18 protein-coding genes are annotated in these 23,800 nt (G+C 71.2%); 7 read left to right on the top strand and 11 right to left on the bottom strand.

Translation table 11 applies throughout. The annotated features are described in order from the left end of the window. Nucleotides 1-9 precede the first annotated feature (9 nt). The 6 genes from FY549_RS05030 to FY549_RS05055 all read right to left on the bottom strand — a co-directional run bounded on the left by FY549_RS05030 (nt 10) and on the right by FY549_RS05055 (nt 4,345). On the bottom strand, nt 10-777 hold the full coding sequence (locus FY549_RS05030; protein ID WP_149084100.1) for an ABC transporter permease: 768 nt from the start codon (nt 775-777) through the stop codon (nt 10-12). Continuing rightward, on the bottom strand, nt 774-1,547 hold the full coding sequence (locus FY549_RS05035; RefSeq protein WP_149084101.1) for an ABC transporter ATP-binding protein: 774 nt from the start codon (nt 1,545-1,547) through the stop codon (nt 774-776). Before FY549_RS05035 ends, FY549_RS05030 begins: the two co-directional genes overlap by 4 nt. After that, nucleotides 1,544-1,915, bottom strand: a complete 372-nt coding sequence (locus tag FY549_RS05040; RefSeq protein WP_149084102.1) for a DUF1048 domain-containing protein — start codon at nt 1,913-1,915, stop codon at nt 1,544-1,546. The genes FY549_RS05035 and FY549_RS05040 overlap by 4 nt, the downstream gene beginning before the upstream one ends. 1 nt (nt 1,916) lies before the next feature. Then, nucleotides 1,917-2,261 (bottom strand): PadR family transcriptional regulator, encoded by a 345-nt coding sequence (locus FY549_RS05045; protein WP_149084103.1) that lies wholly within the window; start codon nt 2,259-2,261, stop codon nt 1,917-1,919. Between the two features lie 213 nt (nt 2,262-2,474). Then, nucleotides 2,475-3,113: a LuxR C-terminal-related transcriptional regulator gene (locus FY549_RS05050; RefSeq protein WP_149084104.1), complete on the bottom strand. Its 639-nt coding sequence runs from the start codon at nt 3,111-3,113 to the stop codon at nt 2,475-2,477. After that, a complete protein-coding gene (locus FY549_RS05055; protein WP_259614112.1) occupies nt 3,101-4,345 on the bottom strand; it encodes a sensor histidine kinase in 1,245 nt (414 codons plus the stop codon). Before FY549_RS05055 ends, FY549_RS05050 begins: the two co-directional genes overlap by 13 nt. Nucleotides 4,346-4,453: 108 nt before the next feature. Between FY549_RS05055 and FY549_RS05060 the strand changes: the two genes are divergently transcribed. The 3 genes from FY549_RS05060 to FY549_RS05070 all read left to right on the top strand — a co-directional run bounded on the left by FY549_RS05060 (nt 4,454) and on the right by FY549_RS05070 (nt 13,169). Then, complete coding sequence (locus FY549_RS05060) at nt 4,454-5,221, top strand: ABC transporter ATP-binding protein (RefSeq protein ID WP_149084106.1); 768 nt, start codon at nt 4,454-4,456, stop codon at nt 5,219-5,221. Further along, nucleotides 5,221-7,731 carry an ABC transporter permease gene (locus tag FY549_RS05065; RefSeq protein WP_149084107.1) on the top strand — a complete coding sequence of 837 codons (2,511 nt, stop codon included), beginning with the start codon at nt 5,221-5,223 and terminating at the stop codon, nt 7,729-7,731. Before FY549_RS05060 ends, FY549_RS05065 begins: the two co-directional genes overlap by 1 nt. A gap of 239 nt (nt 7,732-7,970) precedes the next feature. Continuing rightward, nucleotides 7,971-13,169: an isopeptide-forming domain-containing fimbrial protein gene (locus tag FY549_RS05070; protein WP_149084108.1), complete on the top strand. Its 5,199-nt coding sequence runs from the start codon at nt 7,971-7,973 to the stop codon at nt 13,167-13,169. A 49-nt stretch (nt 13,170-13,218) separates the two neighbouring features. Here the strand turns inward: FY549_RS05070 and FY549_RS05075 are convergent, their stop codons facing one another. Then, nucleotides 13,219-15,717 carry a LuxR C-terminal-related transcriptional regulator gene (locus FY549_RS05075; protein ID WP_149084109.1) on the bottom strand — a complete coding sequence of 833 codons (2,499 nt, stop codon included), beginning with the start codon at nt 15,715-15,717 and terminating at the stop codon, nt 13,219-13,221. A gap of 139 nt (nt 15,718-15,856) precedes the next feature. Between FY549_RS05075 and FY549_RS05080 the strand changes: the two genes are divergently transcribed. The 3 genes from FY549_RS05080 (at nt 15,857) to FY549_RS05090 (ending at nt 17,508) form a co-directional block, all read left to right on the top strand. Beyond that, nucleotides 15,857-16,408 carry a hypothetical protein gene (locus FY549_RS05080; protein ID WP_149084110.1) on the top strand — a complete coding sequence of 184 codons (552 nt, stop codon included), beginning with the start codon at nt 15,857-15,859 and terminating at the stop codon, nt 16,406-16,408. 43 nt (nt 16,409-16,451) lie between these two features. Continuing rightward, nucleotides 16,452-16,847: a DUF6153 family protein gene (locus FY549_RS05085; protein WP_149084111.1), complete on the top strand. Its 396-nt coding sequence runs from the start codon at nt 16,452-16,454 to the stop codon at nt 16,845-16,847. A gap of 67 nt (nt 16,848-16,914) precedes the next feature. Continuing rightward, entirely contained in the window at nt 16,915-17,508 is a 594-nt protein-coding gene (locus FY549_RS05090; protein ID WP_149084112.1) for a DUF305 domain-containing protein, read from the top strand. A gap of 90 nt (nt 17,509-17,598) precedes the next feature. On the opposite strand, the gene FY549_RS05095 is transcribed toward FY549_RS05090, so the two are convergent. From FY549_RS05095 to FY549_RS05110, 4 genes are all read right to left on the bottom strand, one after another. Beyond that, nucleotides 17,599-18,930 carry a threonine/serine exporter ThrE family protein gene (locus FY549_RS05095; protein ID WP_149084113.1) on the bottom strand — a complete coding sequence of 444 codons (1,332 nt, stop codon included), beginning with the start codon at nt 18,928-18,930 and terminating at the stop codon, nt 17,599-17,601. 1 nt (nt 18,931) lies between these two features. Then, on the bottom strand, nt 18,932-20,287 hold the full coding sequence (locus tag FY549_RS05100; protein ID WP_149084114.1) for an anaerobic C4-dicarboxylate transporter family protein: 1,356 nt from the start codon (nt 20,285-20,287) through the stop codon (nt 18,932-18,934). Next, on the bottom strand, nt 20,284-21,024 hold the full coding sequence (locus tag FY549_RS05105; RefSeq protein ID WP_062637482.1) for a peptidase E: 741 nt from the start codon (nt 21,022-21,024) through the stop codon (nt 20,284-20,286). The genes FY549_RS05100 and FY549_RS05105 overlap by 4 nt, the downstream gene beginning before the upstream one ends. A gap of 100 nt (nt 21,025-21,124) precedes the next feature. Further along, nucleotides 21,125-21,862 (bottom strand): SGNH/GDSL hydrolase family protein, encoded by a 738-nt coding sequence (locus FY549_RS05110; protein ID WP_062637995.1) that lies wholly within the window; start codon nt 21,860-21,862, stop codon nt 21,125-21,127. 102 nt (nt 21,863-21,964) lie between these two features. Between FY549_RS05110 and FY549_RS05115 the strand changes: the two genes are divergently transcribed. After that, on the top strand, nt 21,965-23,761 hold the full coding sequence (locus tag FY549_RS05115; RefSeq protein WP_149084115.1) for a DUF5979 domain-containing protein: 1,797 nt from the start codon (nt 21,965-21,967) through the stop codon (nt 23,759-23,761). The last annotated feature ends 39 nt before the right edge of the window (nt 23,762-23,800 follow it).

The raw sequence follows: 23,800 nt of genomic DNA on the forward strand, positions 1-23,800 counted from the left end.
TGACGTCGATCAGCTGACCTTCTTCCGGTAGGAGATGATCGCGAACACGTACGCGACCACGAGGATCCCGACGCACCAGGCGAGGGCCACCCAGATGTCGGACCCGACCGGCTCCCCCGCGAACAACGCCTGGATGGAGTTCACGATCGAGGTCACCGGCTGGTTCTCCGCGAACCACTGCACCGGCGCCGGCATCGTGTCGGTCGGCACGAACGCGGAGCTGATGAACGGGAGGAAGATCAGCGGGTACGAGAACGCACTCGCCCCGTCGACCGTCTTCGCATTCAGGCCGGCGATGATCGCCAGCCACGTGAGCGCCAGGGTGAACAGCATCAGGATGCCGATCACTCCGAGCCAGGCCCACACGCTCGCCCCGGTGCGGAACCCCATCAGGAACCCGACGCCGAAGATGATCGCGAGGGTGATCGCGTTGGCCGTGAGCGAGGTGAGCACGTGCGCCCACAGCACGCTCGACCGGGCGATCGGCATGGAGTGGAAGCGCTCGAAGATGCCGCTCTGCATGTCGGTGAACAACCGGAACGCGGTGTACGCGATGCCCGACGCGATCGCGATCAGCAGGATGCCGGGCAGCAGGTAGTTCACGTAGTTCTCGGTGCCGGTGCTCTGCTGGAGCGCGCCGCCGAAGACGTACACGAACAGGAGCATCAGCGCGATCGGCGTGACCGCCGTGGTGATGATCGTGTCGGGACTGCGGAAGATGTGCCGCATCGAGCGGCCGGTGAGCGTCGCCGTGTCGGCGGCGAAGTGCGTGGTCATGCTGCGTCCTCCTTCGTGGTCGAGGGGCCGATCAGGGTGAGGAAGATCTCCTCGAGGGTGGGCTGCTTCTCGACGTACTCGACCTGGGCGGGCGGGAGCAGCCGCTTGAGCCCGGCGAGGGTGTCGTTCGCGATGATGCGGCCCTCGTGCAGGATCGCGATGCGGCCGGCGAGCTGCTCGGCCTCGTCGAGGTACTGCGTGGTGAGCAGCACCGTGGTGCCGCCGTCGGCGAGCTGCTTCACGACGTCCCACACCTCGATGCGCGACTCCGGGTCGAGCCCGGTGGTCGGCTCGTCGAGGTAGATCACCTCGGGGTCGCCGACCAGGCTCATCGCGATGTCGAGCCGGCGGCGCATGCCACCGGAGTACGTGCCGACCTTGCGGCTGCCCGCGTCGGTCAGGCGGAACGTGGCGAGCAGCCGGTCGGCCACCGCGCCGGGGTCGGGCAGGTGGCGCAGCTTGGCGACGAGCACCAGGTTCTCGCGCCCGGTGAGGATCTCGTCGACCGCGGCGAACTGCCCGGTGAGGCTGATCTTCTCCCGCACGCCGAGCGGGTTCGCCGCCACGTCGATCCCCTGCACCGTCGCGGTGCCGGTGTCGGCCTTCAGCAGCGTGGAGAGGATGCGCACCATCGTGGTCTTGCCCGCGCCGTTCGACCCGAGGAGGGCGAAGATCGATCCCCGCTCCACCTCGAAGTCGACGCCGCGCAGCACGTGCAGGTCTTTGTAGGACTTCTCGATGCCGCGCACCGAGAGGGCGGTGTTCGTCATGACCGGTTCTCCTTCTTCTTCGCGTCGGCGACCGCCTGCGTCAGGCGATCGCGCTCCTTGTCGACCCACTGGGTGCCGCCGTACGCCTCGGCGTAGGTCTCGGCGAACTCGACGGGGTCGGCGCCGATGATGTCGTCGATCGGGGTGCGGTCGATCGCGGCGCGCTCCCAGAGGTCGGCGAGGTCGAGGAAGATCTGCACCAGGGTGTCCCCGTCGGTGATCCCTCCGTAGTACATGGTGTAGCGGTGCTGGGCGTTGGCGACCGTGCGGTACGGCTCGGGCAGCGCCTCGATCCGGGCCTTCGCCTGCTTGTACTGCTTCTTCTGCTCGAGCGATCCGGTGAGCGCTTCGATCCACTTGGCGGCCATGTCAGTTCTCCTTGCTGGGGGTGTGGGTGGTGTTGAGTCGTTCGATGTGCTGCGCCAGGAAGTTCCAGGTGGTCCAGAACTCCTCCAGCTCCTGGCGCCCGGCGGCGTTCAGGGTGTAGACCTTGCGGGGCGGTCCCTTCTCGCTCGGCACCTTCTCGACGTCGACGAGCTTCTTCTGCTCGATCCTGACCAGCAGGGCGTAGACGGTGCCCTCGGCGGTGTCGGTGAAGCCGTGCTCCCGCAGGCGGGTGGTGATCTCGTAGCCGTAGGCCGGCTGCTCGGCGAGGAGGGCCAGAACGATGCCCTCCAGGGTGCCCTTGAGCATCTCGGTCATCTGCTTGCCCATGTGGTCCCCTCCTCTCGTTGTTCTCCTCGTTCGGTACTCAGTGTTGCTGGGTACCGGTACAAAGTAACACTGAGTACCGGTACTTAGCAACACCGAATACTGAACTTTCTCATCCCTGTCTCGCCGAGACCCCGGGTACGCGGCGAGACCCCCGGGTAGCGACGCGAAGACCCCGGGGTCTCGACGACAACCCGGGGTCTCAGGGGGAGGACGTCAGGAGCGGAGGTAGGCGAGGACGGCGAGGACCCGACGGTGGCCGCTGTCGGTGGAGGCGAGGCCGAGCTTGGCGAAGATGTTGCCGATGTGCTTGCTCACCGCGGTCTCGGTCACGAACAGGCGTGCGGCGATCGTGGTGTTGTCGAGCCCCTCGGCCATCAGCCCGAGCACCTCCCGTTCGCGCGGGGTCAAGGTCTGCACGGGGTCATCGGCGCGACGGCGGCTCAGGAGCTGCGAGATCACCTCGGGATCCATCACCGTGCCCCCCGCGGCCACCCGGCGCAGGGCGTCGACGAACGCGGCGACCTTCCCCACCCGTTCCTTCAACAGGTAGCCGAGGCCGTTCGCCCCGGCGGCGAGGAGCTCGCCCGCATAACGGTCCTCGACGTACGCCGAGAGCACGAGCACCGGAAAGCCCGGGCGGCGGGCCCTCGCCTCGGCCGCGGCCTTGAGACCTTCGCTGGTGAACGTGGGCGGCATCCGCACGTCGACGACCGCGGCGTCGGCGTCGTCGAGGAGGGCGAGGAATCCGTCGGCGTCGGGCACGGCGCCGACCACGTCGAACCCCTCGCTGCGCAGCAGCAGCGCGAGGCCCTCCCGCAGCAGGGTGTCGTCCTCCGCGATCACGATCCGCATGGCAGCTCCGTCCGCAGGATGGTGGGTCCCCCGGCGGGACTCGACAGTTCCATCGTGCCCTCGAACGCCTCGACCCGACGACGGATCCCGGCAAGACCCCCGCCCGGACGCTCGATCGCGCCGCCGGCCCCGTCGTCCTCCACCGCGATGAGGAGCAGCTCGCCCTCCCGTTCGACCCGCACCGCGGCCCTCGTCGCCGCGCTGTACTTGTTCACGTTGGTCAGTGCCTCCGCGACCACGAAGTAGCTCGCGGATTCGACCGCCGCCGGCACCCGCCCGATGTCCGTGGCGTCCAGAGTGCACGGGACGACGCTGCGCCCGGCGAGCGAGGCCAGCGCGCCCTCCAGTCCGAGTTCGTCGAGGATCGGCGGATAGATGTCGTGCACCGTGCGGCGGAGGCCGGCGAGCGCGTCGGAGGCGGCGTCCTGCGCCCGCCGCAGGGGATCGAGCACATCGCCGCCCGTCTCCTGCGCCCGCTCTGCGATCCCGAGCATCATGACGACGTTCACCAACCGGTTCTGGGCGCCGTCGTGGAGATCGCGCTCGATGCGGCGCAGCTCGGCGGCATGGGCGTCGAGGGCCGCTGCCCGGCTGAGGGTCAGGGCGTCGACCCGGGCGGCGAGGCGGGATCTCTGCGGCGTCGCGAGGAGTTTCGCCGAGACGAAGGCCACGAGACGGGCGACCGCCGGCACGAGGAAGGCCGCAGCGACCGCGTACGCGAGGGCGACGAGCGGCATGGTCCACGCCAGCGCCCACGACGTGACGGGGTACGGCGAGCCGACCGGGTCGTCGGCCGGGGCGAACTGCCAGTACCAGGTGACGGCGAGGCTGTTGACGGCCGACAGCGGCAGGGCGAGCGTCAGCAGCGACACCCACATCACGGGGAACGCGTGAAGCACGAGCCACAGGGCGTCGCGGGCTGTCGCCCGGGAGAAGGCGAAGCGCAGCCGGTCGTCGATCGTCGCCCCGCGCGGGAGTGTACGCGCGAGCGGGGGCAGGTCTTCGGCCCGCCGCCGTCCGATCCGGCGGCGCGCGCGGTCACTCCAGACGTGCAGCACCTGGACGACCTGGGGGAAGAGAAGCACGCCGCCGGTGATGAGCATGAGCGGAAACAGCACGAGGATCACGCAGAACAGGGCGAGGGAGACGACGGAGGCGCCGAGTTCGATCCCGAGGAACCGTGCATCCCGCAACCAGCCCCGCGTCGCGCGGCGCATCCATCCGTCCTTCACCCCGCAAGTCTGCCCGAGCGGAGCGCGCCGCGCGGTATAGCCAGCTCCACCATCGATACGGCACCGGGCGGGATGGGAGCGGCCGCGCGGCGTTCGTACCGTCGACGCATGACCTCCCTCTCCTCTGCGCCGCTCGTCGAAGCGGCTCCCGCCGAGGCCCTGCGCCTCAGCGGCCTCGTCAAGACGTACGGCTCCGGCAGCACCCGCGTGACCGCACTCCGCGGCATCGACCTCGCCATCGGGCGCGGCTCGTTCACGGCGATCATGGGGCCGTCCGGTTCCGGCAAGAGCACCCTGCTTCACAGCGCCGCCGGCCTCGACCGACCGACCAGCGGTACGGTGCACCTGGGCGGCACCGAGATCTCCGCCCTCACGCCCCGCCAGCTCACGGCCTTCCGCCGCGATCACGTCGGCTTCGTGTTCCAGGCCTACAACCTGCTTCCGGCCCTCACCGTGGAGGACAACATCACCCTCCCACTGCGCCTCGGGCGGCAGGGTCTGGATCATCGCTGGCTGGAAACCCTGCTCGCCGCGGTGGGTCTCACCGACCGCCGCCACCGTCGCCCTGCCGAGCTCTCGGGTGGGCAGCAGCAGCGGGTCGCGATCGCGCGTGCGCTCATCACGCGTCCCCACGTCGTGTTCGGCGACGAGCCCACAGGGGCCCTCGACTCCCGCACCGGGAAGCAGGTGCTCGATCTCCTCGCCCACACCGCGAAGGAGCTGCACCAGACCGTCGTCGTCGTCACGCACGATCCCGTGGTGGCCTCGCACGCCGACCGCGTCATCTTCCTCGCCGACGGCGCCTTCGCCGGGCACCTCGACGGCGGCACGCCGCAGCAGATCACGGATCGCATGAGCACGCTGGGGGAGTGGTGATGTCGACCTCGACCCTCGGGCTCGGGCGGATCGTCCGCGCCGACCTCCGTCATCACCGGCGCAGTCTCGCCGGGGTGTTCGTCGCCATCTTCGTCGCGAGCGCCCTCGTCACCGGACTCGGCGTGCTCGTCGAGTCGGGCATCCGCGGCGGCCTCGCCCCCCAGCGCTACACGGCCGCCGAGGTCGTCGTCGGGGCCGTCCAGCAGGTCGACGTGCCGGAGGATCTTCCCGTGCCGCTGCGCGAGCGCGCGCTCGTCCCCACCGACGCCGTGCGGGAGATCGCCGCGCTGCCCGGAGTCGAGGCGGTGGTGGCCGACGTGACCGTGCCCCTGGTCGGCCCCGGCGAGGGGACGGATGCGGTGGTCGAGGCACACCCCTGGTCCGCGACCGCACTCACCGGCTTCACCGTCGCGGAGGGCCGGGAACCCGCTGCCGACGACGAAGCGGTGATGGTCTCCGGTGCCGGTCACGCTGTGGGCGACACCCTCCCGCTCGCCCACGGCGGCACCGCCGCGACGTACACGGTCGTCGGACTGGTGACCGCAGAGACGCTGCCGGAGCGAGCGGTGCCGGTGTTCCTCAGCGACGACCGGGTCCGCGAGATCGACCCGCACGGCGGCGCCCCGCAGGCCCTCGGCGTATTCGTCGACGGCGATCCCGAGCAGGTGGCCACCGCCATCCGAGAGGCGTTCCCCGAACTGGTCGCCCGGACCGGCGACGCCCGCGGCGACGTGGAGTTCCTCGACTCGGCCGCCGCCAGGACGATGCTCATCGCGATCGGCAGCGCCTTCGTCGGCACCTGCATCCTCGTTGCCCTCTTCATCGTCGCGGGCACGCTGTCGCTGTCGGTCCAGGCTCGTCGCCGCGAGTACGCGCTGCTCCGCGCCGTCGGGGCCACACCCTCCCAGGTGCATTCCCTCATCGCGCGGGAGGTGCTCGCGGTCGCTCTCGTCGCTGCGCTGCTCGGGATCGTTCCGGGATACCTGCTGTCCTCCGCGCTGCAGTCGGCGTTCGTGGCGGGCGGTGTGATCCCGGGGGACTTCGCCCTCGCGCTGAGCCCGTTCCCGGCGCTGGGGGCTCTGCTGCTGGTGCTCGGCGCGGCCTGGGGAGCGGCTCGTATCGCGGCCCGGCGTCCGGCGCGCCTCGATCCGATCGAGGCGCTGCGCGAGTCGTCGACGGGGCCGGGCCCGATCGGCCTCCCGCGCACCATCGCCGGGATCGTGTTCGCCGCCGCCGGCGTCTCCGTCTCCACCGTCCCGCTGATGCTCCGCGGAGATGCGGCGGTCGGGGCGTCGGCCGGCGCCGCGATCATGCTCATCGTGGCGCTCGCACTGCTGGGGCCGTGGCTGGTGGCCCTCTGCGTGCGACTCGTCGGGCCCGCGCTGCGTCGTTCGTCGGCGGCGGGTTTCCTCGCCGCCGCGAACGCCGCGGCGAGCAGCCGACGGATGGCGGCCGCAATCCTTCCCATCGCCCTCGGTATCGGGCTGGGTCTCGTGCAGATCGGCGGCCCGGCGATCGTCGCGGACGAGGCGGCGACCCAGGCTCGGGCCGGAGTCATCGCCGACCTGCGCGTCACGGCCCCGGCCGGGCTCTCCCCCGAGGTCGTCGCCGCGCTGCGGGCCGAACCGGGGGTCACGGCCGCGACCGGCGTCGTCGTCAGCACCGCCGTGCTCGACTCCCTCGACATCGAGGGCCAGGTCGAGCGCACGGAGTACGTGCTCCAGGGGGTCGACCCGGCGACCGTGAACGGTCTGCTGGACCTCCGTGTGCAGGAGGGGTCGCTGGCCGCCCTCGACGGTGGTGCCACCGTCGCCATCAGTGCCGAGGTGGCGCACGCCCTCGGCCTCGACGTCGGCGATCCCGTGACGGGCGTGCTCGGCGACGGGGCGCCGCTGGAGGCCACCGTCGTCGGCATCTACGAACGGGGCCTCGGCTTCGGCGATCTGACGATGGACGCGGATCACGTCCGCGTCCACACCTCCGCTGCACTCGACTCCTTCGCGCTCCTGTCGGCCGAGGGCGACGTCGACGGCGTGACCGATGCGCTCGCCGCCGCCGGATTGCAGACGGCTCCCGGCTCCGGGCAGAAGGCGAGCACGACCGGCGCGGTCTCGCAGCAGGGATGGGTGAGCCTCATCGGCCTGCTGGTCATCCTCGGGTACATCGCGATCGCCGTCGTGAACACCCTCGTGATGGCGACGGGGGAGCGCACGCGCGAGTTCGCACTGCTCCAGCTCATCGGCGCCACCCGGGGACAGGTGCGGGCCACGATGCGGCTCGAAGCGATCCAGATCGCCGCCCTCTCGATGATCTTCGGCGTGCTCGTCGCGATCCCCCCGCTCCTGGGCATGAGCTACGGGATCTCGGGGCAGCCGCTTCCGGCGATGCCGGTCCTCGGCTCTCTCGCGATCGTCGGCGGCATGGGGGCGCTGGCCCTGGTCGCTCTGCGGCTCGCGACCGGGGCCGCGCTGCGACGTCGTCCGATCGAGGAGATCGGGTCCCGCGAGTAGGCGACGATCCGGCGAGGGCGCACCGGTATCCCCGGTGCGCCCTCCGTCATGCGCGCTGGGGTGAAAAGGCGGGGTGAATTCTCCCGGTTCGGCCGGGGGCCGATGAGGCGTACCGGCATGCTGGCGGAGGCCCGGACCGAGTCCACCCTGCCCGAAGGGTGCTCGGCGGTCGCCTGAGGGGGCGGGGGCTTCCGTGTGCGCGGCTGCGCGGCGGAACGCGATGAATGGGGAGAGCAGTCATGGGATTCCGTGGTGCCCGCAAGGACCGCACGTCCGATCGTCTTCCGCCGGAGCGGCGCAGCCGCTGGCGGGGCCGGACGAAGAGGCTGATCGGTGGTGCCGTCAGCACGGCGCTCGTCGCATCGTCGATGATCGTCATCGGCGGCACACTGACGGCCGCGCCGGCCGTCGCCGCGGACCCGTTCCTCTGCACGCCGGGAGCGGTGTACGTGCAGAGCGCCACCGAGGTGCGCGAGTTCGCCGTCAACGAGCAGGGCGGTGCGCCCGGTGACGGCGGCACGCTCAGCTCCATCAACGTCGGCGCGAACCACTCCAACAACGCCCTCGGGCTCTCGTCGAACGGGCGGTATGCGTACACGGTCACCAATGCCGCCGGGACGAAGACACTGGCGAAGCACGACCGCGTCACCGATACCACCGCACGCACGACGTTCTCCCTGAACTCGTCGGTGCTGCGCGGGGCCGTGCACCCCGTGACGGGCGTGTACTACTTCGCCAGCGGCACGGTGAACGGCGCGATCAACCTCTACGCGTGGAACGAGAACGTCACGCCGCAGACCTACACGCAGGTCGGCACGCTCCGTCCGACCACCGGCAGCAGCGCCTTCGGCGCCAACGGCGACATGGCCTTCAGCGCCTCGGGTCAGCTCGTGCTCGTCGCCGACAACTTCATCTACTCCTCGGACCTCCCGGCCACGCTCGAACCGAGCACGGCGACGATCGACGCCAAGCAGGTGCACGACATGGGTGCCGGGGTGCAGGGGAACGGCATCGCGTTCGGCAACCTCGGCCACATCTTCGTGTCCGTCTCCGGAGGCGGCAATCGCATCATCGAGGTCGACCTCCCCCGGGGGCAGACGGTCAACACGACCCCGCTCGGCACCTTCTCGCCCACCGACATGGCGAGCTGCACGTTCCCGAACACGCTGACGTTGAAGAAGGACCTCCCCGAGGGCCGTCACGCGGCGAGCGACCAGTTCGGGCTTCGGGTGCAGTCGCCCGCCGGCTACCAGGTCGCTCAGACCGACGCCGTCACCCGTGGCGACCGCTCCGGTCTGCAGCCGGATTACGCCGGCCCCGTCTTCACGAACCAGGGCGACACCTTCCGGCTGTCCGAGTCGGCGGCGGGCTCGACCGACCTCACGAAGTACGACGCCTCGCTCGTCTGCCAGCAGGTGAACGCGGACGGCTCGACCACTCCGGTCGCCGTCACCGCCGACGGCCAGGTCACCCAGCCGGCCGGCCCGCTCGGCACCGACGTCACGTGCACCTACACGAACGTGCGCCTCGCGCCGGACCTCGCCCTGCGCAAGACCTCGGACCCCGCCGACGGCACCGCCGTGCAGGCGGGACAGCGTCTGACCTACACGGTGCAGGCCGAGAACACCGGCAATACGCGCCTCGACCCGGTCACCGTGGCCGACGACCTGTCCGGGGTGCGTGCGTTCGCCGAGTACCAGGGTGACGTGGCGACCGCGATCGACGGCGACCCGGTGCCGTCCGGCGCCGCCACCGTCACCGGCGACGATCTCGCCTGGACCGGTGCCCTCGAGCCCGGGCAGGTGCTCACGATCACCTACTCCGTGATCGTCGACGCCGGAGTGGAGGGCGAGCGGATCGCCAACCGCGTCACCGCCTCCGGCACTCCGCCCGGGGGACTGCCCCCGATCACGCCTCCGGCCGTCACCACCGAGCACCCGGTCGCCGGCTTCGAGGTCGCGAAGACCTCCGATCCCGCATCGGGCACCGTGGTGGAGCCGGGACAGACCATCGAGTACACCGTCACCGGCACCAACACCGGCGCGACCGTCCTCGACCCTGCGACGGTCACCGACGACCTCTCCGGCGTGCTCGCCAACGCCGCCTTCACCGATGACATCACGACCACGGTCGGCGGCACGACCGTGACCACGGGCGGCGCGACCCTGACCGGGAACGACCTCGCCTGGACCGGAACGCTCCAGCCCGGACAGACCGTGACGATCACGTACTCGGTGACCGTGGGCGACGACACCTCCGGCGAGATCCTGCGCAACAGCGTGACCGGGTCGGGCACGCCGACCACCCCGAACCCGGGCGATCCGACCGGGCCGCAGGTTCCCGGTGAGCCGATCGTCCCGCCGACGGTCACCACCGAGCACCCCGTGATCGGCTCCGGCTTCACCATCTCGAAGTCGGCCGACCCCGCCTCCGGCACGGCCGTGTCCGCGGGCGACACGATCACCTACACGATCACCGGCACCAACACCGGCGACACCGACCTCGACCCCGCGGAGATCGTCGACGACCTGTCGGGCGTGCTCGACTCCGCCGGCTACAACGACGACGTCACCGCCGACCGTGGCTCCGTGCGGGTCGCCGACGCCACCCTCACCTGGACCGGAAGCATCCCGCGTGGGGAAGCCGTCACCATCCGCTACACGGTGACCGTCGACGCGGGTGTCGAGAAGGCCCTACTGCACAATGTCGTGACCGGCTCGGCCACGCCGCAGATCCCGGTCGACCCCGCCGATCCCTCCGGCGCCAAGACTCCGGGGACGCCCATCGTCCCGCCGACGGCGGAGACGGAGCACCCCGTCGTGGACACGGGCTTCGAGGTCTCGAAGTCGGCCGACCCGGCCTCCGGCACCGCTGTCCGCGCGGGCGACACCCTCAGCTACACGGTCTCTGGCGTCAACACCGGCACCACCGTCCTCGATCCGGCGACGATCGTGGACGACCTCTCGGCCGTCCTCGCGAACGCGGAGTACGGCGGCGACGCGAAGGCCTCGTCCGGATCCGTCGTGCTCTCCGGCACCACCCTCACCTGGACCGGGACGCTCGCTCCCGGCGACCGCGTCGACATCACCTACACGGTGACGGTGGACGAGGATGCGACCGGCGTGCTGCTCCGCAACACGGTGTCCGGTGAGGGCACCCCGCTGATCCCGACCGACCCGACCGACCCCGAGAGCCCGACCACGCCGGGCACCCCGGTCGAGACGCCGCCCGCGATGACGGAGCACCCCGTCGCGACCCCCGGGTTCACCGTCACCAAGACGGCCGACCCGGCGACGGGCACACGGGTCGACCCCGGCAGCGTGATCACCTACACCGTGACCGGCCGCAACACGGGCGACACCGTCCTCGACCCCGTCCAGATCGGCGACGACCTGCGGGCGGCGCTCGCCCACGCGTCCTACAACGACGACGTGTCCGCGACCCGCGGCGACGTCCGCGTGGCCGACGGGGCGCTGTCGTGGAACGGCGTGCTGCGCCCAGGCCAGGACGTCGTGATCACCTACTCGGTGACCGTCGACGCCACTGCCGGCGGTGAGATCGTCGCGAACACGGCGACCGGAGAGGCGACCCCGCTGATCCCCGCCGACCCGAGCGACCCCGAGAGTCCCACGACTCCCGGCACGCCGATCACGCCGCCGCCGTCGAGCACGGAGCACCCCGTGAACGAGCCCGGCTTCACCTTCGCCAAGACCGTCGACCCCGCCGCCGGTACCGCTGTCGACCCGGGTGACGTGCTCACCTACACGCTGACCGCGGCCAACACGGGCCAGACGGCGCTCGACCCGGTGACGATCACCGACGACCTGTCCGGTGTTCTGCCGTACGCGACCTTCAACGCGGACGCGGTGGCGACCATCGCGGGTGCCACTGCGGCTCCGGCGACCCTGGACGGCTCGGAGCTGTCGTGGACCGGGTCTCTCGCGGTCGGCCAGACCGTGACCGTCACCTACTCCGTGACCGTGAGCGCCGAAGGCGTGGGCACCGTGATCGAGAACGCGGCGTCCGCGACGGCGACCCCGCCGGGAGGATCGACGATCACGCCGCCACCCGGTGTCACCACCAACCCGGTCAACGAGCCCGGATTCTCCGTCTCCAAGAGCGTCGACCCGGTTGCGGGCACGGCGGTCGACCCGGGCAGCGTCCTCACCTACACGGTGACCGGTGTCAACACGGGGGAGACGGCTCTCGATCCCGTCACCATCGCCGACGACCTCTCCGCTGTCCTGGCGCACGCGGAGTACAACGACGACGCGACCGCGACGATCGGCGGCACGGCGACGACGGCGCCGACGGTGGCCGAGGACCGGCTGTCCTGGACGGGTGCGCTGCAGGTCGGCGAGAGCGTCACGATCACGTACTCGGTGACCGTGCGCGCGGACGCCGGAGGCTCCGTCATCGAGAACTCGGCCTCCGGCTCGGCGACTCCGCCGGGTGGAGTGCCGCCGATCGAGACGCCGCCGGCGACGACCGAGAACCCCGTCAACGAGCCCGGCTTCGAGCTGCGCAAGTTCGCCGACCCCGCCTCCGGCACCCGGGTCGACCCCGGAAGCGTCGTGACCTACACGGTGACCGGCGTGAACACGGGGGAGACGGCGCTGGCTCCGGTCCGCATCGTCGACGACCTGTCGGGTGTGCTCGCCCATGCCGCCTCCAACGGCGACGCGACGGCGACCCTCAGCGACGGCACCGCGCCGGGGCCTGTCATCGCGGGTGACGAGCTCACCTGGACGGGCGAGCTGGCCGTCGGACAGCGCGTCACGATCACGTACTCGGTGACCGTTCACGGCGACGCCGGCGGCGCGATCCTGGCGAACACCGTCGAGGGCGCCGCGACGCCTCCGGGCGGCACCGAGCTCACCCCGCCGCCGGTGACGACGGAGAACCCCGTCGGCACCCCGGGCTTCACGTTCGTCAAGACGTCCGACCCCGCGTCCGGCTCCAGCGTCGCGACGGGGAGCGTCGTGACCTACACCCTCACCGGTACCAACACCGGCGAGACGGGCCTGGACGAGGTCGTCGTCACGGATGACCTGGCCGGAGTGCTGCGGCACGCCGACCTCCGCGGCGCGCCGACTGCCACGGTGGGTGACCGTGCGGTGGCCGCACCGAGGATCGACGGGACGACGCTGCGCTGGACCGGCAGCCTCGCCGAAGGGGAGCGCGTCGTGATCACCTACGCGGTGACCGTGCACGCCGACGCGGCGGGAGCGACGCTACGGAACGCGGCCACCGCCTCGGCCACGCCTCCCGGCGGTGAGACGATCACGCCGCCGACGGGCACGACCGAGAACCGGGTGCTGACGCCGCTCGCGCTCACGGGCGGGCAGCTGGCGCCGTGGGTCCTCGGGCTCGCGATCGCGCTGCTGATCGGCGGTGCGGTGCTGCTGCTGGTGCGCCGCCGCCGCAGGCAGAGCTAGGGTCCCGGATGAAAGCCCCGCCCGTCGTCTCCGACGGGCGGGGCTCTCGTCATCCGGAGAGGAGGCCGTGTCGGGCGGCCTGCTCGAGGGCCTCGGTACGGTTGGTCACGTCGAGCTTGCGGTAGATGCTGCGGAGCTGCGTCTTCAGCGTGTTCGGCGAGATCCGCAGCTCCGCGGCGATGTCGGGCAGCGGCGCTCCCGTCGTGAGCGCGTGCAGCACCACCTGCTCCCGCGAGGAGAGCTTCGGGCGTGCCGCGAACGAGGGCAGGGCGGAGCGGGCGGGCAGCGGGGGGTCGCCGACGGGAGCCAGGTCGGCCCGGACGGCGGCGAAGTCCTCCGCGCCGAGGAGCGCCACAGGCGTGCGCAGTCCCCTGTCCCCGAGCTGCGCGCTCAGCGCCTCGGAGACGGCCTGCGCGGCGGCCGGACTGACGCGATGAAGGGCCGCGCTCTGCACCGCCGCGGCCTCCGCGCGCTCGCGGGAGGTCGTCGGCTGGAGGCGGGTCTGAGACAGGAGACGCGCCGCTTCGGGGGCGCGACCGTCGATCAGGGCGAGCCTGGCGCGTTCCAGGAGGGTGCCGAACCGGTCCGTCCCGGCGTCGCGCTGCTTGACGCTCCGCGCCGCTCGAACGTCGCCGAGGGCGAGGTGCAGCAGGATCCGGGGGCGGCTCAGCGCTTGGCGAGCCGACGTCGATCCGGCCTCCCGGCCCCGCATCCGGGCGAACGACTCCAGTCGCTCCAGCCCTCCGGCGGCATCGCCCTCGTGCAGCGCGATCCAGGCTTCGACCGTTGCCATCGTCGTCCAGTGCTCGCTCGTCGCCCGGTGCGGGAGGAAGGCGCGCACGTGCTGCTTGGCCGCGGCGAGGTCACCGTCCTCGACCGCCAGCATCGCCTCGGCGACGCGGTAGAACGTGCCGCGGTACCCGTCGAGCAGCGCGGCATCCCACGAGCCGTCGCGGATGATCTCGACGTAGTGCCGGGCCTCCGGCAGGTCACCGTTGAGGGCGTGGATCCCGCCGAGGAGGCTCACGGCGTGGAACGCCTTTCCGCTCCCCTGCGACGCGGCGAGGGCGGCGGCCTCGCCGAAGAGGCGCACGGCCTGCTCTCGGCGACCGCCGTAGTAGAGCGAGATGCCGAGGTGCGTGCACAACAGCGGCATCTCCATCGCATACTGCTCCCAGTGGGATTCGGGTGTCTCGGTGAACAGAGCGAGGGCACGGGCGCCCACCTGGCCGGCCCGATCGGGCATCCCGACCACACGCAGGGCTGCGCTCTCGGCGGTCCAGATGAAGAGACGCTCCGTGGGGGAGAGGGCGCTCCGACGGGCGTTCGCGGCGGAGATCGCCAGCCGGAGCAGTTGCAGTCCACGCACCCGCCGAAGTCGGTTGGCATTGAGGCAGATGCCCAGCAGCATCGCCACGAGCGGCTCCTGCTTCAGCCGGGCGAGGGGCAGGTCGCCCAGCAGGGCCACGACCCGGCGACCGTCGTGGTCCAGCAGGTGGCTCCACCCGGACATGATGACGTGGGCCGCGAGGTGGAGGTCGTCCTCCTCCATCGCGAGGCGCAGCCCCTCGAAGGGGTCGCCGCGGCGGAGGGCGCCCTCGATCGCGAGGCGGCGGAGGAGACGGACCTCGGTCGGGAACCGTTGCACGAGGTCGTGGCGCAGCAGGGTACGGGCGGGCGCGGCGATCGTGAACGTTCGCGGCGTGGTCCCCGTCGACCACCGACCGAAGCCGAACGCTTCCGCCTCGTCCAGAGCGGCGCCGATGTCCGGGTTGCTGCTGAGAGCCTCGGCCAACGGGAGGTCGACGGTGTCCGTGATGCTGATCCGGATCAGCCCCTCCAGCACACCGGCACCGAACGTGCGCTCCTCCATGCGGCTGCGGAGATAGTCGTCGACCGCCGTGGCCGCGACCTCCACGATCGTCGCGTCCCGGGGCGCTCTGCCGCGGATGGCGACGGCGCGGACGACCGCCGCGAAGCCCGCGGTGGCCTCCCGCACGGCGACGGCGGTGTCCTCGTCGACCTCGAGCGCGCGTCGGATCTCGTCGAGGTCGAACGCGAGGTCTTCGGGAGAGATCAGCGTGGTGTCGATCACCAGCTCGACACCCTCGCTGTCGAAGGGGCTGGGGCGGTTCGTGGCGACGATCAGGCGGACGTGCGGCGGGACGGCGACCGTGCGGCAGAGGTCGAAGACCGCGTCGCGGTCGAGCGCGGCGGCGTCGTCGAGGATGATGACGACAGGCTCTTCGTGGTCGCACAGGTGCTGCGCGACCACGGGCCAGCCGCCCGCGGTCGCGGCGGCGGAGCTGCGCGGGTCAGCCGCTTCGCCCGTGTCACGCAGCGCCCGCAGCAGCGCCGATGCGAGGGCCGGGCTCGTCGCCAGCGCGGATGTGACCGTCAGCCACACGACGCGGGCGGGGGAGGTGAAGGCCCAGCCGACGAGGGCGGTGGTCTTTCCGGACCCCGCGGCCGCGCGCAGCACCGTGAGCGGCGCTCCGGCATCCAGCGCTGCGTTCAGGCGCGGACGTCCGATGACGTGCGCGGACACCCGCGGCACCCTCTTGTCCCCTTGCGCGCCGAAAGCCGACATCGTCCCTCCCCAGGTACGCATCCCCACTCTTACGATATCCAAACCCCGTGCGGCCGAGGACGGCACCGACCCTCTCCACGGTTCTAGGCTCGGAGGAGTGAGTGGTCCGTTGTCGCCCGTGTCCGCCCGTCGTGTGCCGACCAGTGCGCTCCTCGTGAGCGCCGCGCTCGGCGCGATGCAGGCCCTCGTGTTCGTCGCCGTGGTCCCGGCTACGAGCGTGCTGGCGGCCACGTCTCCGCCCGCGTATGCGCTGGTCGCCGCGGTGCACACCGCGCTGCCCTTCCTCGCGCGAGTCGTCACCCGCGTCCGGGGGATGGCGACGCTGGCCGCCTTCGTCGCCGGGGTGCTCACGGTCGCGGTGTCCCCCATCGGGCTGCTCGGGGTGATCCCCCTCGTCCTGGGCGGCGTGGTGCTCGACCTCGCGCTACCGCGCCGCGATGTCCCGATCCGCCCCGGCCGGATCCTGCTGGCCGGCGCCGCGGTCGGCGTGGTGCTCTTCTTCGTCGCCCTCCCCGTCTTCTCGCCGGAGCACCTGGTGCTCCCGGTGCTCATCGCCACAGTGCTCGGCCGGGTGGTCGGGGAGCTGGCGGTGGCGGGGGCGGTCATCGCCGTGCGGCGTCTTCTGCGCCGGGCGGGGGTCGCTCGCTGACCAATGGGGTTATACCCATACCCCGACGGGGTAACCTGGGCGTATGGTTGACCGACGCATACTCCGGGGGGCGCTGCTCGCGGTCGTCCTCGTGGGAGGCGTCGTGCTCGGCCTCCTCGGTATGCACGGGCTCGACACGCACGGTGTTCCGGGAGGTCACGCGAGGGCCGGGCACTCCGCGCCGGCACTCGCCCACGTCGCGGAATCCGAGTCGTCCTCGTCCGACGTGGCGGACACGGCGGTCATCCCCGGCGACCCCGTGGGCGATGTCGGGGCCGCCTGCGTCCTCGCCCTGCTCGGCGGGTTGCTTCTGCTGCTGCGCCCGTCCCGCGCGATCGACGCGGGGTCCGTGCTGCGCGTTCTCCGCTCGCGAGCCGACGCTGCCACCGCACTCCCCCGACCTCCCTCTCTCCACGTGCTCTGCATCAGTCGGACGTGATCGGCACCGCGTACGCTCGGGCGCCGCGACCGCGGACGCCCTTCCGACAGACAGAGAAGAGAGAGCAATGAAGAATCGAATCACCGCAGCCGCCGCCCTGGTGCTGGCCGGGACCCTCGCCCTCGCGGGATGTGCCTCCGCCGCGCCGTCCGGATCGACGGACCACTCCGGTATGGATCACTCCCCCTCGGACGCCCCGCTGACCGGTGCGAACGAGGCGGACGCGATGTTCGCATCGATGATGGTCGTGCACCACGAGCAGGCCGTCGAGATGTCCGACATCGTGCTCGCGAAGGACGACGTCGACCCGCGGGTGGCCGACCTCGCCGAGCGGATCAAGGCCGCGCAGGGGCCGGAGATCGAGCAGCTGGAGGGCTGGCTCGAAGACTGGGGTGCGGAAGCGGCCGACCCCGGCGCCATGGATCACGGTGACGGCATGATGAGCGATGACGACCTCGCCGCGCTCGAGGCTGCCGCGGGTCCGGAGGCGTCCCGGTTGTTCCTGGAGCAGATGATCGCGCACCACGAGGGCGCCGTCGACATGGCCGAGACGGAGGTCGCGGACGGCGAGAACGCCGACGCCGTGGCCCTCGCGCAGGACATCGTCGATGCGCAGACCGCCGAGATCGCCGAGATGAAGGAGATCCTCGCCACGCTCTGATCGCGATCGGACCCCGCGTCGCCCCGCGCCGCGGGGTCTTCGCTCGCGGGGCAGGTTTTCGCGGGCCGGACGCTGCCGCGAGACGCACCGCTAGCGACCGCGGCGGCCCAGGCGGCGGAGCGGGGCGGAGAGCCGCCGCCACAGCGTCGGTGCCGGCTCCTCGTCCTCCGCGGGCGGCGGGGCGACCGCGAACTGGACGAACTCCTCCGCACCGTGATGCACGACGCGGTACAGCGCGGTGCCGATGAGCACCCCGAGGGCGATCGACATCACGGAGACCAGGGCGGCGGTGAAGTCGGCGAGGCCGTTGTCCGTCGCGAACGCCTCGGTGAGCCCCACCAGGCCGGCCGCTCCGGGCACCAGCAGCCAGAAGGCCGGGAGGAAGGTGAGCTGCGACGGCGCCCCGTGGCGGAGCCCGGCGATCCAGAACACGACCGGGGTCACGGCCACCGCACCGAGGAACCCGCCGACGGCCGGGTCGATGAACTCCGTGCCCGCCCACTGGCCGAGGTACGCCACGACCAGCGCCAGCAGCACCCACCCGAACGTGGAGGGCGGCGCCGAGAAGTGCAGGTAGTTCCCGAGGGCGAAGACGAGGATGCCGAGCAGCGGCACCCACCAGGGCAGGAAGGAGGAGGCGTCGAGCGGCTCGTACGAGTCGGAGGAGACGCCGACCACCGCCCCGGCGGCGAGGATGCCGAAGGCGAGGAGTGCGAGCTGCACGAAACCGTAGATGAGCCGTGACGCCCCGGAGATCATCTGTCCCGCCGCGAGCTCGACGGTCGCCGTGGTGAGGACGCCGCCCGGCAGGAACGTCACGAGCGGGGCGATGAGCAGCCGGATCGGGTCGCCGATCTCGATCACCTCGGCGAGGAGGAACACCGCGGCCGCGCACACGAAGGCCGCGGCGATCGGCATGATGAGCTGGAGTGTGGGGGAACGCACGAGCTTGAGCAGGCCGATCCCGAATCCGAGGACGAACGCGACGAGCGCTCCCTGCCAGGTCGGCGCGAGCAGGAGCGCGAGGCCGGTCGTGAGGATCGCGTGCCCGAGCGTGCGGGTGAACCAGCCGAGGCGCGGCCGCATCGCGCCGATCTCGTTGAGCCGCCGGATGCCGTCCAACGGGTTCACCGAACCGGTCCTGGCCTGCGCGATCAGCTCGTAGAGCGCCGCGATCTGGTCGAAGCGGAACGAGGCGTTCGTGGCCGAACGGATCGCGACCCTCTCCTCCTCCGCATCGCCGGTCTCCACGATGATGATGGTCGGCAGCACGACGAAGTCGGTGTCGTCGCCGCCGGAGGCCGCCGCGACCTCCGCGATCGTGTCGCGGATGCGGTCGACGGACTCCGCCGACGCGTTCATGCCCTGCGCCAGCCCCAGCAGGAACTGCCGCAACGCCGACCGGTCGACGGCGTCGGTCATGTCACGAGAACAGGAACGACAGGGTCACCCCGACGACGATGGCCGTGCCGACGTAGACGAGGTTGGGCAGCTGGAAGGAGTGGTCGAAGACGAACTTGCCCATCTTCGTCGTGCCCGTCTGGTCGAACGCGACCGTGGCGACCTGGCTGCCGTTCGCCGGCAGCGTGTAGATGCCCATCGTCGCCGGCCAGAGCCCGACGAGCAGTGGGGCGGGCAGCCCGATCGTGATTCCGATCGGGACGATCGCGTTGGTGGCGCTCGATTGGCTGGTCGTGAGCATGGCGACCGCGAACAGGGCCAGAGCGAACAGCAGGGCACCGAGGAAGGCGGACGATCCGGAGACGACCGAGCCCAACCCGTCGACGATGAGGGTCTGGTTGGCGGCGACGAACGTGTTGGCGAGCCAGGCGATGCCGAACAGGGCGATGGCTCCGACGATGCCGGCGGGGAACGTCGGCTGCTTCGGCACGTCGGCCGCCTTCACCTTGCAGAACACGAAGATCAGGGCGGCGATGATCCCCATGGTGACCTCGATGATCACGGTGACGCTGAGACGAAGCGGGTCGCCGTTGTCATCCGTGCCGATGACCGGACGCAGGTTCTCGAACAGACCGAAGAACACGATCACCGCGACGCCCGCCAGGAACAGGGACGCCGAGAGCACAGCGGTCGGCGGGAGCTTGTTCTCATGCGCGTCGACCACGGGCGGCTTGATCTGTCCGTCGGCCAGCCGCTTCCGATACTCCGGGTCGTCCTCGAGGTCCTTGCCGTGGCGCATCATGACCAGCGCGGCGACGAGGAGACCCGCGATGGACGCGGGCCACATGATCAGCAGCAGGCCGCCGAGGTCGACGCCCTGCGGCGCGAGCAGCACGACCATCGATGCCGTGGCGGCGGACACCGGCGAGCACAGGATGCCGACCTGCGGGGCCACGGCCGAGACCGAGAGCGCCCTCTCCGGGCGGATCTTCTGCTGGTAGGAGACGTCGTAGATCACCGGCAGCAGCGGGTAGAAGATGTTGCCCGTGCCCGCGCCGACCGTGAACAGGAACGACATCGCGGGGGCGAGGAAGACGACGGACTTCGGCCGTTTGCGGATGACCTTCGCCGCGACCGACACCATCCAGTCGATACCGCCCGCGGCCTGCATGGTGGAGGCCGCGGTGATGACGGTGATGACGATGAACACCGCGTCCACGGGCGCGTTGCCCGGTGCTTCCCCGAAGACGAACACGAGGACCGCGACGCCGACGAGGCCCCACACGCCCAGGCCGATCCCGCTCGTGCGGGTGCCCATGAAGATCGCCAGGACGACGACGATGAGCTCGGCGATGAGGATCCAGACGCTGTCGTTCACGATGAGGGCCCCTTCACGATCGGCGCCGACCCGGTGAGGACCTGGACGGGCAACTCGGTCTCGACGATCTTCCCGTCCACCGCCTCGACCCGGAGCGCGAGGGGGTCCTCGACCGGGCTGATCGCCGTGACGAACTCGCTGTTCTCGAAGTGCAGCGACTGGAGGTTTCCCACCGCATAGCCGGTCGAGAGCTCGCCGCTGAGGAGCGAGGCGTGGAAGAGCGGACGGCGCTGGTCCTCCGCGTCGTAGTGCGGGCAGAAGCTGCCGTGCAGGAAGCCGAGGCCCTCCGGGAGCACCTGGAGCGTCGGCCCGTAGCTGTCGGTCGTGCCGCCCTCGAACCAGCAGATGCCGCCGGCGCTGCCTCCGGTGAAGACGACGTTCGAGGCCGGGTCCTCCCACATCTCGCGCAGGATCGCGTCGAGACCCTGACGCTTCCAGACGTCGAGCATGTTGGCGGTGTTGCCGCCGCCGACGTGGATCACGTCGAAACCCGTGACGAACCCGGCCAGGTCGTCGACCGCACGGTGGAAGAGCGGCAGGTGGTGAGGTGCGCAGCGGTCGGAGTCGTACGTGGAGTAGAAGCTGACGATGTAGGCCGCATCGTCGCCGGTGGCCGTGCCGAGGAAGAGGACGCGAGGTCGCTCCTTGCCCGTGAGCCTCAGGATGTACTCGTGCGTCGGATCGTTCCGACGTTCCATCATGGCCTTGCCGGCCCCGGTTGCGACGACGTGAGACATGCCCCCACCTCTCGGTCGAGTGTGCGAATGCGCTCAACGTACTGCGGCGGCGTCGCCGTCGTCCAGGGCGGTCACCCGGCGAGGGTGAGCGGCGGCAGACTCAGCCGAACACGCGCGCGGTGCCGACGATCCCCTCGAGGAGGGCGACCGTGCGGGCGCGCGGCCCCTTCGGCGCGATGCCGAGGACGCGGGCGAGCTCCACCGCGAGGGCGGCGTGTCCGGCGGCGCTCGGGTGGAAGGGATCGTTCATGAGGCCCCACGGCACTCCGCCGTTGCCCAGCTCCGCGAAGTGGGCGTGCTGGTCAACGAGGATCACGTCCTCCTCGCCGGCGACCCGGCGGACGGCGTCCGCGAAGGCGGCGATCCGGGCCCGCTCCGGCGCATTGCGGACGTCGATGGCGGGTGGAGTCTGGAGCACCGGGATCGCGCCCAGGTCGCGCACCCGGCGCACGAAGTCGTGCAGGGAGGCCGCGTAGTCGTCGGGGGAGATGACCGGGCGCGGCCCCCCGTCCGAGGCATCGTTGGTCCCGACCATGAGCGTGACCACGTGCGGCTGCCACAGGGCGACCCGGCGCTCCCAGTCGTCGAGGATGTCGACGATCCGGTTGCCGCTGATCGCGGTGTTGAGGACCACGTCGCGGACGCGTTCGAGTTCGCCGCGGATCAGTTCGTGGAGGTGCTCGGGGTAGCTCCGCCCGCCCTGCGTGTGCACGAGGCCGTGGGTGATGGAATCGCCGGTGATGACCCAGTTCAGCGGTGCGGGGTCGGCCAGGTGCGCGGCGATGCGGCGCAGGTCGGACGCGGCGGACGGGGAGGCGGCGGGCTCGGCATTCTGCACGGCTCCGAGCATATCGGCGTTGCCGTAATGGAGCCCCCGGATACGAGTCCTTAACCGGAGAGGTGCGCGCAGAGTTCCGCGCACAGCCGACCGGAGGAACATATGACGAAACACCTGCTGCCTTCCCCTCCCCGCTCGCGACGCGGGCGTCGCCGTGCCGGGAGGGGCATCCCCATCGCCGTCACGATGGCCGGGCTCATCGGAGCCGTGCTGACGCCGCTGGCCGCCGTGGCGGCTCCGCCGTACGCCACCGAGGCCACGATCACGTCGATGGCTTTCACGGAGAGCGTCGTGGAGAGCGGCACGACCACGGAACTGACTGGGACGTGGTCTCTGCCCGACAACCCCGAGACGCCGGCGGGCTTCGTCATCGACCTGCCGGAGGACCTCCAGGGAAAGCCGGACACGTTCCCGCTCCGCGACGGCGCTGGGGCCCTGATGGGCACCTGCGTGACCACGAAGACGCAGCTCGTCTGCGACTTCGACGCCGAGTACCTGGAATCGCACCCGATCGGACTCACCGGAGGATTCTCCTTCGGGGCGACCGTGACGACGGAGGTCACGAAGCAGACCACCGTGACCTACGACTTCGGCGATGTCACCGCCACCACCGACGTGACACCCGGTGCCGAGGCGTGCACCGAGAACTGCACCTTCCCCGGTCGACCGAACTACAAGACCGGCGAGTACGACAACGAGACCGACACCATCCTCTGGAAGGTCGTGGTCGCCGCCGGCCCGCAGGGCATGAAAGGCGGGGAGAAGGTCGTCGTCACGGACGCCCTCGGGCCGAACCAGGCCCTCGTCACCGATTCAGCTGGGAAGCGCTACCCCGTGCTGTGGGCGACCAACGAATTGGTGACGCAGCCCAACGGCGAGGTCGTCCCCGGGGCTTTCGGGCAGGTGCCGGTCGACGAGTACACGATCTCCGCGGACGGGACCACCGTCGAGTTCACGGCCAAGGAAGGCTATTTCTACGACGTGCACTACCTGTCGCGTGTCACCGACGGGGGTGCGGCCAAGACGTACACGAACGACGCGGAGGTGCGTATCGGCACGGAGGTGAGCACGACCGTCACATCGCAGGTCACGAAGTACGGAGGCGCCGGCACGGGAGGGGGAACGACGGTCGGTCGATTCGCGATCACCAAAGCCCTTCGCGGTGACTCCGCGAACCTCGACGGACTCGTCTACCGCGGCACCTACACCGTGACCACTCCCGCCGGCGCGACCGTTCCCGGGGAGTTCTCCCTGCGTGCGGGGGAGACCTGGTCCAGCCCGGCGTTCCCCGACGGCAGCCGGGTCGAGCTCTCCGAGTCGCTGGCCGGCCTTCCCGCGAACCTGGACTGGGCCGCCCCCGCCTTCTCGTCTTCGTCGATCGAGATCGCCGGAGGGTCCACCGTCGACGTCGCGCTGACCAACACGGCGACTCTGCGCACGAAGGCCTTCTCCGCGGTGAAGACGCTCGCCGGGTCCGCCGCCGCGGTGCGGGAGGTGCCGTCCGACGCCCAGTTCGTGATCGAGTACTCGTATCCCGCCGGTCCCGGGTTCCCGGCCGGCTCGGGTGAGCTCGTCCTCCGTGCCGGCGTCCCGGTGTCCGCTCCGGCGGTCCCCGTCGGTGCCGAGATCACGGTTCGCGAGCGGGAGCCGCAGTCGATCGACGGCCTCCGCTGGGGCGCCCCGGAGATCTCTCCATCCCGCTTCACCGTCGGCGAGGAGACCGTCACGGTGTCGGTCAAGAACCCCGTGACCACGACCACGCCACCCCCCGCGCGCGGCACCGGCCTCGCGAGCACGGGCGGGCAGGGCACGACCGGGGCTCTCGTCGGAGCGGCGGCGCTGCTCGTCACAGGGGCGGGCCTGCTCCTGGCGCGACGGCTCGGTCGTTCTCGCGGCTGAGCGGTGGGATTCCCGGCCGGTTCCGGGAATCCCTCAGGC

The sequence above is a fragment of the Microbacterium sp. 1S1 genome, from assembly GCF_008271365.1.
Classification (GTDB): Bacteria; Actinomycetota; Actinomycetes; order Actinomycetales; family Microbacteriaceae; genus Microbacterium.